16 protein-coding genes are annotated in these 12,237 nt (G+C 64.0%); 11 read left to right on the top strand and 5 right to left on the bottom strand.

What is annotated here, in order from left to right; all coding sequences use genetic code 11:
• Positions 1-6: 6 nt before the first annotated feature.
• From FJV80_RS27455 to FJV80_RS27465, 3 genes are all read left to right on the top strand, one after another.
• The gene (locus FJV80_RS27455; RefSeq protein ID WP_019861362.1) at positions 7-429 is read left to right on the top strand and encodes a (deoxy)nucleoside triphosphate pyrophosphohydrolase; all 423 of its coding nucleotides are present in this window, start codon (positions 7-9) and stop codon (positions 427-429) included.
• Between the two features lie 202 nt (positions 430-631).
• Complete coding sequence (locus FJV80_RS27460; protein ID WP_095772299.1) at positions 632-949, top strand: hypothetical protein; 318 nt, start codon at positions 632-634, stop codon at positions 947-949.
• 107 nt (positions 950-1,056) lie between these two features.
• Positions 1,057-1,236: a Flp family type IVb pilin gene (locus FJV80_RS27465; RefSeq protein ID WP_095793249.1), complete on the top strand. Its 180-nt coding sequence runs from the start codon at positions 1,057-1,059 to the stop codon at positions 1,234-1,236.
• A gap of 24 nt (positions 1,237-1,260) precedes the next feature.
• Here the strand turns inward: FJV80_RS27465 and FJV80_RS27470 are convergent, their stop codons facing one another.
• Positions 1,261-2,133: a methyltransferase domain-containing protein gene (locus FJV80_RS27470; protein ID WP_095793250.1), complete on the bottom strand. Its 873-nt coding sequence runs from the start codon at positions 2,131-2,133 to the stop codon at positions 1,261-1,263.
• 65 nt (positions 2,134-2,198) lie between these two features.
• Here FJV80_RS27470 and FJV80_RS27475 point away from each other — a divergent pair, with 65 nt between their 5' ends.
• Genes FJV80_RS27475 through FJV80_RS27490 form a run of 4 tightly spaced genes read left to right on the top strand, consistent with a single transcriptional unit; the run spans position 2,199 to position 4,597 of the window.
• Complete coding sequence (locus tag FJV80_RS27475) at positions 2,199-2,999, top strand: ComF family protein (protein WP_095772302.1); 801 nt, start codon at positions 2,199-2,201, stop codon at positions 2,997-2,999.
• 26 nt (positions 3,000-3,025) lie between these two features.
• The gene (gene grxC / locus FJV80_RS27480; protein WP_142877933.1) at positions 3,026-3,295 is read left to right on the top strand and encodes a glutaredoxin 3; all 270 of its coding nucleotides are present in this window, start codon (positions 3,026-3,028) and stop codon (positions 3,293-3,295) included.
• A gap of 10 nt (positions 3,296-3,305) precedes the next feature.
• Positions 3,306-4,175, top strand: coding sequence for a carbon-nitrogen hydrolase family protein (locus tag FJV80_RS27485; protein WP_095772304.1), 870 nt, complete (start codon positions 3,306-3,308; stop codon positions 4,173-4,175).
• The gene (locus tag FJV80_RS27490; RefSeq protein ID WP_095793253.1) at positions 4,172-4,597 is read left to right on the top strand and encodes a DUF1178 family protein; all 426 of its coding nucleotides are present in this window, start codon (positions 4,172-4,174) and stop codon (positions 4,595-4,597) included. The genes FJV80_RS27485 and FJV80_RS27490 overlap by 4 nt, the downstream gene beginning before the upstream one ends.
• 3 nt (positions 4,598-4,600) lie before the next feature.
• Here the strand turns inward: FJV80_RS27490 and FJV80_RS27495 are convergent, their stop codons facing one another.
• The gene (locus FJV80_RS27495; RefSeq protein ID WP_142877934.1) at positions 4,601-5,086 is read right to left on the bottom strand and encodes a MarR family transcriptional regulator; all 486 of its coding nucleotides are present in this window, start codon (positions 5,084-5,086) and stop codon (positions 4,601-4,603) included.
• Positions 5,087-5,203: 117 nt separating this feature from the next.
• Between FJV80_RS27495 and FJV80_RS27500 the strand changes: the two genes are divergently transcribed.
• Entirely contained in the window at positions 5,204-6,112 is a 909-nt protein-coding gene (locus FJV80_RS27500; RefSeq protein WP_142877935.1) for a DMT family transporter, read from the top strand.
• A 6-nt stretch (positions 6,113-6,118) separates the two neighbouring features.
• Here FJV80_RS27500 and FJV80_RS27505 read toward each other — a convergent pair whose 3' ends face one another.
• Positions 6,119-6,739: a winged helix DNA-binding protein gene (locus FJV80_RS27505; protein ID WP_095793256.1), complete on the bottom strand. Its 621-nt coding sequence runs from the start codon at positions 6,737-6,739 to the stop codon at positions 6,119-6,121.
• Between the two features lie 87 nt (positions 6,740-6,826).
• Here FJV80_RS27505 and FJV80_RS27510 point away from each other — a divergent pair, with 87 nt between their 5' ends.
• On the top strand, positions 6,827-7,951 hold the full coding sequence (locus FJV80_RS27510; RefSeq protein ID WP_142877936.1) for an LLM class flavin-dependent oxidoreductase: 1,125 nt from the start codon (positions 6,827-6,829) through the stop codon (positions 7,949-7,951).
• Between the two features lie 24 nt (positions 7,952-7,975).
• Complete coding sequence (locus tag FJV80_RS27515) at positions 7,976-8,473, top strand: flavin reductase family protein (protein ID WP_095772378.1); 498 nt, start codon at positions 7,976-7,978, stop codon at positions 8,471-8,473.
• A gap of 234 nt (positions 8,474-8,707) precedes the next feature.
• Here the strand turns inward: FJV80_RS27515 and ubiG are convergent, their stop codons facing one another.
• On the bottom strand, positions 8,708-9,457 hold the full coding sequence (ubiG, locus tag FJV80_RS27520; protein WP_142877937.1) for a bifunctional 2-polyprenyl-6-hydroxyphenol methylase/3-demethylubiquinol 3-O-methyltransferase UbiG: 750 nt from the start codon (positions 9,455-9,457) through the stop codon (positions 8,708-8,710).
• A 181-nt stretch (positions 9,458-9,638) separates the two neighbouring features.
• Here ubiG and FJV80_RS27525 point away from each other — a divergent pair, with 181 nt between their 5' ends.
• Positions 9,639-10,208: a putative glycolipid-binding domain-containing protein gene (locus FJV80_RS27525; protein ID WP_142877938.1), complete on the top strand. Its 570-nt coding sequence runs from the start codon at positions 9,639-9,641 to the stop codon at positions 10,206-10,208.
• Positions 10,209-10,226: 18 nt separating this feature from the next.
• Here FJV80_RS27525 and FJV80_RS27530 read toward each other — a convergent pair whose 3' ends face one another.
• Entirely contained in the window at positions 10,227-12,065 is a 1,839-nt protein-coding gene (locus FJV80_RS27530) for a CHASE3 domain-containing protein (protein ID WP_142877945.1), read from the bottom strand.
• Between the last annotated feature and the right edge of the window lie 172 nt (positions 12,066-12,237).

Consider the following 12,237-nt stretch of genomic DNA (forward strand, 5'->3'; position numbering starts at 1 on the left):
TCGGGCATGAATGATCCGGCCAATACCGGCAAGCGCCTGCTCCTGGTCGCGGCCTGCGCGCTTGTCGATACCGACGGCCGCGTGCTGCTCGCGCAGCGGCCCGAGGGCAAGCAGCTTGCCGGCCTGTGGGAATTTCCCGGAGGCAAGGTCGAGCCAGGTGAGACGCCGGAACAATGCATCATCCGAGAATTGCACGAGGAGATCGGCATCGAGACCGAAATCCCTTGCCTGGCGCCGCTTACCTTCGCCAGCCATTCCTATGACGACTTCCATCTGTTGATGCCGCTGTTTGTCTGCCGCCGCTTCCGCGGCATCGCCCAGCCCCGGGAAGGACAGGCGCTGAAATGGGTACGGCCGAAGCAGATGCGTGACTATCCGATGCCGCCGGCCGACGCGCCGCTGATTCCGTTCCTGATCGATCTGCTCTGAGGATTTGTCTTGACGCGATTCCCAAGGGAAGCGCTCCGCGCTTTGCCGGGAAAACCGCTCCACAAGTTTTCCTGGAGTTGCTCTGAGGAGCGGGCCACCGCCCATATCAGCCAGCGTTAATGGAAGATTTATCTCATCATGAAAAATTGATGCATGGCCGTGTCGTCGCGGCCGCGTCGCGGATTGGCTGGGGAGCGATAGGATGAGCCTGGACAGGGATTGGGATTCGATCCGGCCCGACCGCGGCTTTCGTGCCGCCGATGCGGGCATGGGCATCCTGCGCGTGACACTGCTGTTCGGCTCGGCCGCGGTGGCGCTGGCGCTGATCGCGACCCCATACCTCGACAGCCAGACGCGCTCGCAATCGGCGCGCGATGATTTTCCCGGTGGTCTCGACATGACGGCCACCGGCTCGATCGGCCATCGCACCACCTATACGGTGCGCCGCAGCGTGCTGCAGGCGCAGCCCGGTTCGGTCTGCATCATCGGCTCCGATGGCAGAACCAGCGGCGACTGCTGACATGGTTGGAATTTGCAAGAGGTGGCGGTTTCACCGCCTGTTAAGGCTTTGCCGTTAACCTTTCTTAACAGGTCGGCGGTAAGGTCCTCGGCGAGGGGATCGAGGTGATGAAACCAGTGCTGCTGCATTTTCTGAAAGACGAAACCGGCGCCACGGCGGTCGAATATGGCTTGATCATCGCTGTGTTGTCGCTGACCATCGTCGCCGGCATCGGTCAGGTGTTCAACTCGATCACCTGGCTGTTCAGCGACAATGGCAGCCGGCTTGCGAACGCGTTCGCACCCTGATCCGGCTGTCCGCGGCTGACCCGATCATTGCCCGTCGGGAGCTTCCAGTATCGTCTTCAGCGAGACTTTGGCGGAACCCGGCTTCAGTGGTTTCTGCTGCGATGCATCGGGCGCCCAGCCGGACATCCAGACCATCGAGAAACTTGCGCGGATCCGGCCGTCGGCGTCGGAAAACCGCTCGGCATAGATTTCCGCGGCACGCGCAAACAGTCTGCGTGTGCCCGGCCGCCGGCTGCGATCGGTGAGGGCGCTGGTTTCGCCCATGGCGCGCAGATCGGCCATCAAGGCAAACAAATTGGCATAGCGCACCGTCACGGTCTCGACATCGGCGACCGGCAGGGCAAGACCGGCGCGCTGCAGCAGCGCACCGGCGTCGCGCACGTCGGTAAAGGGGATGACGCGGGGGCTGGCGCCGCCGTAAAGCTCGGTCTCGGCGGCAAGCAGGCTCTCACGCAACTCGCCGAGCGTGCCGGCGCCGGCGAAGGCGCCGAGAAAGAGCCCGTCCGGCCGCAGCGCGCGACGGATCTGGATTAGCATGCCGGGAATGTCGTTCATCGCCTGTAGCGACAGAAGCGATACCGCCAGATCGAGGCTTGCGGGCTCGAACGGCACGGTTTCCAGCGGCGCGACCAGGCCGACGGCACCCATCAGGAAGACGGCGTCCGTCTCGACGCGGACGATCTCCGCCACCTTGCCGCTCGCGGCGAGCACATCGGCCGCGGCCGGCGTCTGGCAAAACAGCACCGCCGCCTTGCCGAACCGCCGCTCGACGGCACCCAGCCGGTCGGCAAGGTCCTCGGCGGCACGGTTCATCAGGAAATCGGCGCCGTCGACAGGATGGCTCAGCGCGCGCCGCTTGTGCGCCAGCCACAAAGAGGTATCCATAATAGGCTGCAACGGGTGGATCCTTGTTTGTCCACGCCCTGATATACTTGGTACATTCGGTGCGGAGAACCAACCACGTGGCCGATCCGATGCCAGAGATCAAGTCCATCGGGATCAGGAACCTCGCCCGATCGGCCCTGGGCTGGCCGGCGCGCATGCTGTTTCCGCCGGTCTGTGCCGGTTGCCGCCGGCATGTCTCGCAGCCGGGCGTGCTGTGCGGCGCCTGCTGGCCAAAGCTGCGGCTCTTGGAACGGCCCTGGTGCCCGGTGATGGGCACGCCGTTCACCCACCATATGGGCGAGGGTTTTCTGTCGGCCGAGGCGATCGCGGATCCGCCGCCCTTCGAGCGGGCGCGGGCAGCCGTCGCCTATTCCGGCGTTGCCCGCCAGATGGTGCAAGGGCTGAAATACCAGGATCGCACCGATCTGGCGCCTTGGATGGCGCGCTGGATGGTGCGCGCAGGCGCCGATCTCATCGCCGAAGCCGATGTGGTGGTGCCGGTGCCGCTGCACTGGCGGCGTTTTTTCCGGCGGCGCTTCAACCAGTCGGCGGAACTGGCGCGTGCGGTTTGTGAGCTCAGCGGCCTGTCTTTCGCGCCTTCCGCCATGCGGCGCGTAAAACTCACCCGCCAGCAGGTCGGGCTCGAGCGGCAGGAGCGCGAGGAGAATGTGCGAGCCGCCTTCCGCGTGCCTGCCGAGGCGGAGATCGAGATCGCCGGCCGCAGGGTGCTTCTGATCGATGACGTCTACACCACGGGCGCCACCGTGCGCGCGGCCACCAAGGCGCTGAAAAAGGGAGGTGCCGCCGCCGTCGACGTGCTGACCTTCGCGCGTGTGCTGCCGGGGGACTTCCGGGCGGACGAGTCCGTGACTATATAAGTCGGCAACGGAAGCGGAAATTCGTCATGGTCGATGTCACGATCTATACGCGCATGATGTGCGGTTACTGCACGGCGGCCAAGCGGCTGCTGGAGCGCAAGGGCGTCACCTATACCGAGCATGACGCCTCGTTTTCGCCGGAACTGCGCCAGGAGATGATCTCGCGAGCCCACGGCCGAACGACCTTTCCGCAGATTTTCATTGGCGACAGGCATGTCGGCGGCTGCGACGATCTCCACGAGTTGGAGGCCGAAGGCCAGCTGGACAGGCTGCTCGCCAACGGCGCGACGATTTGAGGGTGTGACGATGGGTGTTTTCAAGGCTGCGGCGGTCCAGATGCGTTCCGGTGAAAGCCCCGAGCGCAATGCGGTCGATCTCGAACGGCTGGTGCGGGAGGCGGCCGGTCAGGGCGCGACCTATATCCAGACGCCGGAAATGACCGGGGCGCTGATCCGCGACAAGCAGGCGCGCGCCGCCTCCTTCACCTCCGAAGACAAGGACATCATCGTCGCGACTGGGCGCGGACTGGCGCGCGAACTCGGCGTCTTCCTGCATATCGGCTCGACCGCCCTCCTGCGCGCCGACGGCAAGCTCGCCAACCGGGCGCTGTTGTTCGGTCCGGACGGCGCGACGCTCGCCACCTATGACAAGATCCACATGTTCGACGTTGACCTCGACAATGGCGAGAGCTGGCGCGAATCTGCGGCCTACGAACCAGGCACCGAGGCCGTCGTGACCGAGGTAGCGGGCGCCGCGAAGCTTGGCTTTGCGGTCTGCTACGACCTGCGTTTCCCGCAACTGTTCCGCACCGAGGCGCTGGCTGGCGCCGATGTTTTGACCGTGCCCGCCGCCTTCACCCGACAGACCGGCGAGGCGCACTGGCATGTGCTGCTCAGGGCCCGTGCCATCGAGAACGGCGCCTTTGTCGTCGCCGCCGCGCAAGGCGGCCTGCACGAGGACGGCCGCGAGACGTTTGGGCATTCGTTGATCGTCGATCCCTGGGGGCGCATCATCGCCGAAGCCGCGCATGACGAGCCAGCGGTGATCGTCGCCGAGATCGACCCGGCGCAGTCGCTTGCGGCGCGCAAGAAGATCCCCAATTTGAAGAATGCGCGGGATTTCACCATCAATGCCGGCGCGGTGGATGCGCCGCGACTCAGGGGTGCTGCCTCTTGATCCGCTTTACCCTGATCTGCGAGAACGAGCACGAGTTCGAGGGCTGGTTCCGCAGCAATGACGATTTCGATACCCAGAAGAAGCGTGGCTTTGTCGATTGCCCGAGCTGCGGCTCGCACAAGGTAGAGAAGGCCCTGATGGCGCCCGCCGTTTCCACGGCGCGCAAGCAGGAGACCATAGCGCTCGCCATGGGCGAGGCGCAGAAACAGGCCCTGGCGCAACTGAAGGCGATGGCCGAGAAGGTGCGCGAGAATGCCGACTATGTCGGCGACAAATTCGCCGAGGAAGCGCGAAAAATCCATTTCGGCGAAACCGACCCGCGCGGCATCTATGGTGAGGCGACGCTGGAAGAGGCCAAGGGGCTGGCCGAGGATGGCGTCGATTTCATGCCGATCCCGGTGTTTCCCGACGACCGCAACTGAGGTTCAGCTCACGCTGCCTATCAATTTCTCAAGCAGGTGCGAGAGCGTTTCCCGTTCCGCAGGCGTCAGGCCCGCGAGGATCTCGTGCTCATTGGCGACGTGGGCGGTCAGGGCCTCGTCGATCAAGGCGAGACCCTTCTCGGTAAGCTGCACGACGATGCCGCGCCGGTCGTTGGGGTGCGGGCCGCGCAGGATCAATCCGGCCTTTTCCAATCGGTCGAGCCGGTTGGTCATGGCGCCTGAGGTTACCATGGTCGCTTCGTAGAGATCTGTCGGCGTCAGAGCGTAAGGTGAGCCTGAGCGGCGCAGCGTTGCCAGCACGTCGAACTCGCCGGCTTGCAATCCGAATTGCGCAAACAGCGGAGCCAGGCGATCACGCGCGATCAACGACGAGGCTTCGTTCAATCGCCCAAGCACGCCCATCGGCGAGACATCAAGGTCCGGCCGCTCCCGTTTCCACTGCTCGATCGCTTTCGCCGCGCGATCCATCTGTCTCACCGTTAAATATCTTGACGTTAAGAATCTTTGCGTTATCTTATCGTAAGGTACAGCACCGGCCAAGCGCCGCAAGTGCCAAATTCTACGATTGAGTGACGGGACCATCCGATGGAATTTCTCTGGGATTCGGCGCTCGGCCTGCTGGTCGTCACCGGCGGCCTGCTCGGCCTGACACTGCCCTTCGGCAAGCTCGCCACGGCAGCCGGCGTGCCGGCCATGGTCTGGGCTTTCGTCATTTCGCTCGGCGCCGGCGGCGTGCTTTTGTGCGTGCTTTTGCTGCGCGGGCAGCGTATCCGGCTCACCGCGCACAAACTGCGCTATTTCTTCGTCACGGCCGCCGTGTCCTATGCCGTCCCCAATCTCTTGATGTTCTCGGCCATCCCGCATCTGGGCGCCGGCTATACCGGCATCATGTTCACGCTGTCGCCTGTCGTCACGCTGGTGTTCTCGATCCTGCTGCGCGTCCGGCGCCCCAACATGCTGGGCATCATCGGCATAGCCGTCGGTTTCGTCGGCGCCGTGATGGTGGCGGCGACGCGCGGCGAGGCCGGCCAGCCGGCCGATCTGTTCTGGGTGGTGATGGGGCTGCTGATCCCGGTCAGCCTTGCCGCCGGCAACATCTACCGCACCGTCGACTGGCCGGAAGGCACCGGCCCGATCGAGCTTGCCGTCGGCAGCCATCTGGCGTCGGCGACGCTGCTGCTCGCCGGCATTCTCGCTCTGTTCGGCATCAAGGCCTTCGCGCCGCTCGGAGGCGTGCCGCTGGTCGTCATCGCGCAGGTCGCATCGGCGTCTGCGATGTTTGCCTTCTTCTTCCGGCTGCAGGCGGTCGGCGGCCCGGTCTATCTCAGCCAGATCGGCTATGTGGCGGCCGCGGTCGGCCTGTTTGCCGGCACGATCTTCCTTGGCGAGCACTATCAGTTGCTGACCTGGGCCGGCGCCGCCATCATCACCGCCGGCGTCTTCATCACCACGAAGGCGCAGAGCCAGGTCGTCGCGGAGCCGCAGCCTGCGTAAACGTCGTCAGAGTTTTCCGCCGCCGTCGGCGTCGCCGCCGGGCTCCGGCCTTGGGTTCCGGCGGCGGTGCGTGGCGGCGGCCCGCGCCGCCTGTTCGTAGATGCCGGTCATCAGTTCGAGCGTGCGCGCGACATCTTCAAGCTTGTCGGCCATTTCGGGAATGCGCGTCACCGCATCGATGAGCAGGACGGAGCGGATGTCGGCATAGCGCTCGGTCACGCGATGCCCGAGCGGCGTCACTTCGTAGGTGACGCCGGCCCTGCCGCTGCCGGTGCGGATGATCAAACCGCCCTTCAGCAGTTTGCGCAGGCTGTACTGGATGTTGGGGATGTCGTCGCGGTTGGTCATCTGGGCAAGATCGCGCACGCTTTTCGGGCGGTCGTTCATGCGGATGATGTGGAGCAGCGCGTTCTCGGGTCCGCTGGCGGAAAATTCGATGACCGTGGCTAGGCATTCAGCCTGCCAATGGCCGAACGCCTCGTAGGAGCGCATCAGCGCGTACTCGACTTCGGTGACGTCGATCTCCAGCGGCGTGCGCGCCAGATGCCAACCGCGATCCAGCAGTTCGGCCTGTGTTTCCAAAGATTTGCGCCGTTCGTTCATCTGCCTGTCCCCTGCCGTCAGCATGCGCTGATCCCGGTGATTGCGTCCACATGAATTTATGATAGACTTTCTATTATAAATTATAAGCAAAAAATGAGGAGAACACCGCCAATGAGCATGCTCGACAAGACCGCGCCTCACGCGCAGCCCTTCTTTCTCGGCACTTTCGCGTCCAATTGTTCCGGCGGCATGACCGTCACCAAGGTTCCCGAGCGCTGGGCCAGTTCCTGGGACAACAATCTGCGGTTGGCGCATCTGCTCGACGAGGCCGGCATCGACTTCATGCTGCCGATCGCGCGCTGGATCGGTTATGGCGGCGAGACGAATTTCCACGGCAATGTGCTGGAGACGATCACCTGGGCGGCCGGGCTCTTGGCGCTGACCCGCAACATCACGGTCTTCGCCACCACCCACACGGCGGCCAACCATCCGGTGGTCGTCGCCAAGCAACTGGCGACCATCGACCAGATCAGCCGCGGGCGCATCGGCCTCAACATCGTCGCCGGCTGGAACAAGCCGGAATATGAGGCGCTAGGGCTGACACTGCCCGATGACCATGTCACGCGCTACGGCTATGCCCAGGAATGGTTCGATATTGTCCAGGCGCTGTGGGAGCGCACGGAAGCCTTCGACTGGGACGGCACGTGGTTCAAGCTCAAGAATGTGCTTGGCGACCCGCGTCCGTCGTCTCGGCTGCCGATCCTCAATGCCGCCGGGTCGGAGGAGGGCCGCAAATTCGCGGTCCGCAACGCCGATTTCCTGTTCACGCCGGCAATCGACCTGGCGCGCTCCAAGGATGAGATCATTGCGCTGAAGGAGCAGGCGAGGGCCGCCGGCAGCAAAGTCGACGTGCTGACCTTTGCCCATGTCGTCTGCCGGCCGACCGAAAAGGAAGCCAAGGACTATCTCGAACATTTCGGCCGCGCCAACGCCGACTGGGCGGCGGTCGACAATCTGGTTCGGCTGCAGTTCGCCCATGCGCAGTCGTTCCCGCATGATCTACTGGCGCTCATTCGCGACCGCATGGCGGCGGGCCATGGCGGCTTCCCGCTCACCGGCACGCCTGAGCAGGTCGCCGACGGGATCACCGCCTTGCACGCGGCAGGCTTTCGCGGCTCGACACTGTCCTTCGTCGATTATGTCGAGGAATTCCCCTATTTCCGCGACACCGTGCTCCCCATTCTCGAAGAGAGGGGCATCCGCATCGCTCCGGCCGCGATGCAGTCGGCGGCTTAGCAAAAAAGCGAAGAGGCAATGTCCATGACAGAAGCTTCGGTCAGCGTCGCCGACTTCCGCGCCGCCATGCGGCTCATCGTCGGCAATGTCAGCGTCATCACCGCCGGTGTCGGCGACGACCGGTCCGGCCTTGTCGTCATTTCGGTGGTCTCGCTGTCGGCCGAACCGCCAAAGGTGATCGCTTGCGTCAACCGATCGTCATCGACCTGGCCGGTTATCGAGCGCTACCGGCATTTCGGCGTCAATTCGCTGGGGCCCCGGCATCAAGCCGTGGCGGAGCGTTTCTCCGGCTTTGGCGGCATCAAGGGCAAGGACCGCTATGAGGGCGCCGAGTGGGTGACGCTGAAGACCGGAGCCGCGCTGCTTTCGGACGCGGTGGCCACCTTCGACTGCAGCCTCGACGAGATGATCGACCGCGGCACGCACTCCATCGTCATCGGTTCGGTCGAGGCAGTGCGCACCCGCGATGCCGGCCAGGCGCTGATCTACTGGCGCGGAGGCTATCGGCCACTCGACGCCTGAGGTGTGGTGATATTCAGGTGATGCCGGCCTGCAAATGGCGGCTTCCTGCGCTTCCGGCCTCGCCGGCCGAAGCACTCGTGAATGGCGCGGCAGCTAAGGCTACGGCCCGCGCAGGCCGGTGCTCGCGTAGCCAAAAATGCGCTCCGCTCCGGTTCTCGGAAGCCACCATTTTCGACTCGGCCTGACCTCAATCCCGACACACCTTGGAGGAAATTCCAGGAAAAGTGCGCCGGATCAGACGGATCCCTTCTCCGCCAGCACCATGTAGTTGACGTCCATGTCCTTCGACCGCGCCCAGCGGTCGGCAAGCGGATTGTAGGTGACGCCGGTGCGGTCGATGACCGTCAGGCTGGCGCCGTCGAGCGCCTTCTCCAGTTCTTCCGGGCGCACCAGCTTGCCGAACTGGTGAGTGCCGCGCGGCAGCCAGCGCAGCACATATTCAGCACCGATGATGGCGAGCCCCAGCGCCTTCAGCGTGCGGTTGATGGTGGCCACGAACATGATGCCGCCGGGGCGGACCATCTGGCCGCATTTGGCGACGAACAGATCGATGTCGGCGACGTGCTCGACCACTTCCATGTTGAGGATGACGTCGAATGTTTCGCCGGCGTCGGCAAGATCCTCGGCAGTTGTGGCTCGGTAGTCGACGATCACATTGCCCTCGGCTGCGTGCAGTTTCGCCACTTCGATGTTTGTCTCGGAGGCGTCCGCTCCCACGACCTCGGCGCCAAGACGCGCCATCGGCTCGCACAAAAGACCGCCGCCGCAGCCGATATCGAGGATGCGCAGCCCCTCGAACGGCCGCGCGGCACGCGGGTCACGACCGAAGCGCGTCGCTATCTGGTCGCGGATATAGGAAAGCCGGACCGGATTGAATTTGTGCAGCGGACGAAACTTGCCGTTCGGGTTCCACCATTCGGCGGCAAGGGCGGAAAAGCGTTCCACTTCTCCGGCATCGATCGTCGATCGTCGGGGTTCTGGCATTGGTTGGTCTCCTCGAACGCTAGGAAGTCGGGCGTGAAGGCGGGAAAGTCAAGGCAACAATTTTCCTCTGCCGACAGGGCACAGCATCCTGTCAGGGCATGTCAGTTGTCGACCGCGGCGGTGAAACACAATTGGCCGGCTGGCGAATGAGGGGCATCGTTTGGATTCGAAGGAGTGCACGATGAAGGTCATAACGGCTTCGATCCTTTGGCGCAGGCTGGATGTGGAGGGCCACGACGCCTGCCTGCTGTCGCAAGCCGATGGCGGGCACAGCCTCCAGGGACAGGCCATCTTCGTCCAGGACGCCAAGCCATGCTGCCTTGCCTATGAGGTGATTTGCGACGCCGGCTGGCTCACGCGATCGGCGCGGGTCGATGGTTTTCTCGGCATGCGCGAGCTGCACTATGCCATTGAACGACGTGCCGACGGCGAGTGGATGTTAAACGGCGAGCCTCAGCGGGGCGTTGCCGGCCTTGTCGACGTCGACCTCGGCTTCACGCCGGCATCGAACCTGCTGGCGATGCGCCGGTTCGACCTCGGCATCGGCGAGGCGACGCCCGCTCCAGCCGCCTATCTGAGCTTTCCATCGCTCGACATGGTGCTTATCGAGCAAAGCTATCGGCGTCTCGACGAGACCCGCTATGCCTACAGCGCGCCCGTGTTCGGCTATGACGAGATCCTTGGTGTCTCGCCGCACGGCTTCGTCGTCGACTATCCCGGCCTGTGGACAAGCGTGACTGCCTCAGGCTGAAGGACGTTCTGGCGCGGCCTATTTTGCGTCCAGCACGTCGCGCAGCTTGGCTTCGAGTTGCTCGATGGTGAACGGCTTGGCCAGGAAGTGCACGTCATGGTCGAGCACGCCGTTATGGACGACGGCATTCCTGGTGAAACCGGTGGTGAAGATGACCTTCAGACCGGGTTGGCGTGCGACCGCTTCCTCGGCGAGCTTGCGGCCGTTCATCGCAGGCATGACGATATCCGTGAAAAGCACGGCGATGTCCGATGTCGCCGCCAGCTGCTGAAGGGCTTCCTGGCCACTTCCAACGTGGATGACCGTGTAGCCGAGTTCGCGCATGGCCTCTGTCGTGGCGGCCCGTACGCGGGCGTCGTCCTCGACGACGAGGATCGTTCCGGTGACCCTGGCGGCGCTCTTGCCGCGCCCGGCGGGTGCCGCCGGCTCCTCCGGTCCGAAAAACCGGGGCAGATAGATCCTGATCGTCGTGCCTTGGCCCGGTTCGGAGTAGATCTTGACGTGGCCGCCCGACTGCTTGACGAAGCCGAACACCTGGCTGAGCCCAAGTCCCGTGCCCTTGTTGACCGGCTTGGTCGTGAAGAAGGGTTCGAACGCCTTGGCGATGACCTCGGGCGACATGCCCGTGCCGGTGTCGGTTACCGCGATCATCACATATTGGCCTGGCGTGACTTCGGCATGCGTCGCGGCGTAGGCGTCGTCGAGGTGGCTGTTGGCGGTCTCGATGGTCAATTGGCCGTCATTGTCCATGGCGTCACGGGCATTGACGGCAAGGTTGAGGATGGCGTTCTCGATCTGGCTGGGGTCGGCGTAGGTTTTCCACAGGCCCGCCGCCAGCACGGTTTCGACGCGGATGCCTTCGCCGAGCGCGCGGTACAGAAGGTCGGACATGCCGGTCAACAGCCGGTTGGTGTCGACCACCTGCGGCGCCAGCGGCTGCAGGCGCGAGAAGGCAAGCAGCCGGGAGGTCAAATTGGCGGCACGGTTGGCCGCATCCGTCGCGGCCTCGATGAATTTCTCGATGTCATTCTCGCCGCGCTTCAGCTTGCGCTGGGCAAGGTTCATCGCGCTGAGGATGACCGCCAGCATATTGTTGAAATCGTGGGCGATGCCGCCTGTCAGTTGGCCGACCGCCTCCATTTTCTGCATCTGGCGAATCTGGGATTCGGCCTTCTCGCGCGTGTCGATCTCGTTGCCGAGCTCGATGTTCTTGCGCATCAGCTCTTCCTGGGCCGTGGCGACCTCGCGGAATCGGCGGCGGGATTGGCGGATGGTGTAGGCGCCGAGCAGGAAGATCGCGACGAGGGCCGCAAGCGAACCGACACGCAGCCAGGCCTCGGCCTGGTCCGTGTGTTCATCGCGCGCGGCGATGTCGGCGGCGCCGATGCGCCGGATCGTGTCTATGCTGGCGCGGATATCGTCCATGGCGGCCTTGCCCTGGCCGCCGCGGACGAGTTCCAGCGCCTTTGACGCATCGCCCTTGTCGTAGAGGGCGATGGTCTCGGACATTTCAGCCAGCTTTTGCGCCAGCGCATCCTTGATGTGGCTGATCTGCGGGGCGAGCTGATCATTGGACGATGTCATGGCATCGATGTGGGCAAGTTGGCCCGGAATTGCGTCGACAGCCTTCTGGTACGGTTCGAGATAGGATTTCTCGCCGGTCAGCAGATAGCCGCGCTGGCCTGCCTCGGCTTCCTGCGCCAATGAAAGCAGCCCTGAAAGCTGTTGCTGGTATTCGATTGTCTCGCGCGCGGCGGCACGATTGGCCCTTTGTCCCTCGACGAGCAGCGCGCGGGTGCCGACGATCAGCGTCAGCACAGCAAAGCCGGCGACAAGCGGCAGCGATTGCAACCGCATGGCGCGCCGAAGACGAGCAATCATCTGTTATGCCGAGCCAAAAGGAAATCCCCCGCGGGCAGCATTTGGTACGCGGCGCTGGCCTGGATGGCAATATGCCGTCTTCTTGAAGCCGGCATTCCGCCGCCAGCCTTGCGAAACCCAAAGCATTTGGCTAAGGAGGCCGCGCATT

Source organism: Mesorhizobium sp. WSM4310 (genome assembly GCF_007003935.1).
GTDB lineage: Bacteria > Pseudomonadota > Alphaproteobacteria > Rhizobiales > Rhizobiaceae > Mesorhizobium.

Coding starts and splice junctions, on each gene's coding strand:
- FJV80_RS27485 (WP_095772304.1), top strand. CDS start 3,306: ATGGGTGTTTTCAAGGCTGCGGCGGTCCAGATGCGTTCCGGTGAAAGC.
- ubiG (WP_142877937.1), bottom strand. CDS start 9,457: ATGCCAGAACCCCGACGATCGACGATCGATGCCGGAGAAGTGGAACGC.
- grxC (WP_142877933.1), top strand. CDS start 3,026: ATGGTCGATGTCACGATCTATACGCGCATGATGTGCGGTTACTGCACG.
- FJV80_RS27515 (WP_095772378.1), top strand. CDS start 7,976: ATGACAGAAGCTTCGGTCAGCGTCGCCGACTTCCGCGCCGCCATGCGG.
- FJV80_RS27495 (WP_142877934.1), bottom strand. CDS start 5,086: ATGGATCGCGCGGCGAAAGCGATCGAGCAGTGGAAACGGGAGCGGCCG.
- FJV80_RS27510 (WP_142877936.1), top strand. CDS start 6,827: ATGAGCATGCTCGACAAGACCGCGCCTCACGCGCAGCCCTTCTTTCTC.
- FJV80_RS27505 (WP_095793256.1), bottom strand. CDS start 6,739: ATGCTGACGGCAGGGGACAGGCAGATGAACGAACGGCGCAAATCTTTG.
- FJV80_RS27525 (WP_142877938.1), top strand. CDS start 9,639: ATGAAGGTCATAACGGCTTCGATCCTTTGGCGCAGGCTGGATGTGGAG.
- FJV80_RS27500 (WP_142877935.1), top strand. CDS start 5,204: ATGGAATTTCTCTGGGATTCGGCGCTCGGCCTGCTGGTCGTCACCGGC.
- FJV80_RS27465 (WP_095793249.1), top strand. CDS start 1,057: ATGAAACCAGTGCTGCTGCATTTTCTGAAAGACGAAACCGGCGCCACG.
- FJV80_RS27460 (WP_095772299.1), top strand. CDS start 632: ATGAGCCTGGACAGGGATTGGGATTCGATCCGGCCCGACCGCGGCTTT.
- FJV80_RS27455 (WP_019861362.1), top strand. CDS start 7: ATGAATGATCCGGCCAATACCGGCAAGCGCCTGCTCCTGGTCGCGGCC.
- FJV80_RS27530 (WP_142877945.1), bottom strand. CDS start 12,065: ATGCGGTTGCAATCGCTGCCGCTTGTCGCCGGCTTTGCTGTGCTGACG.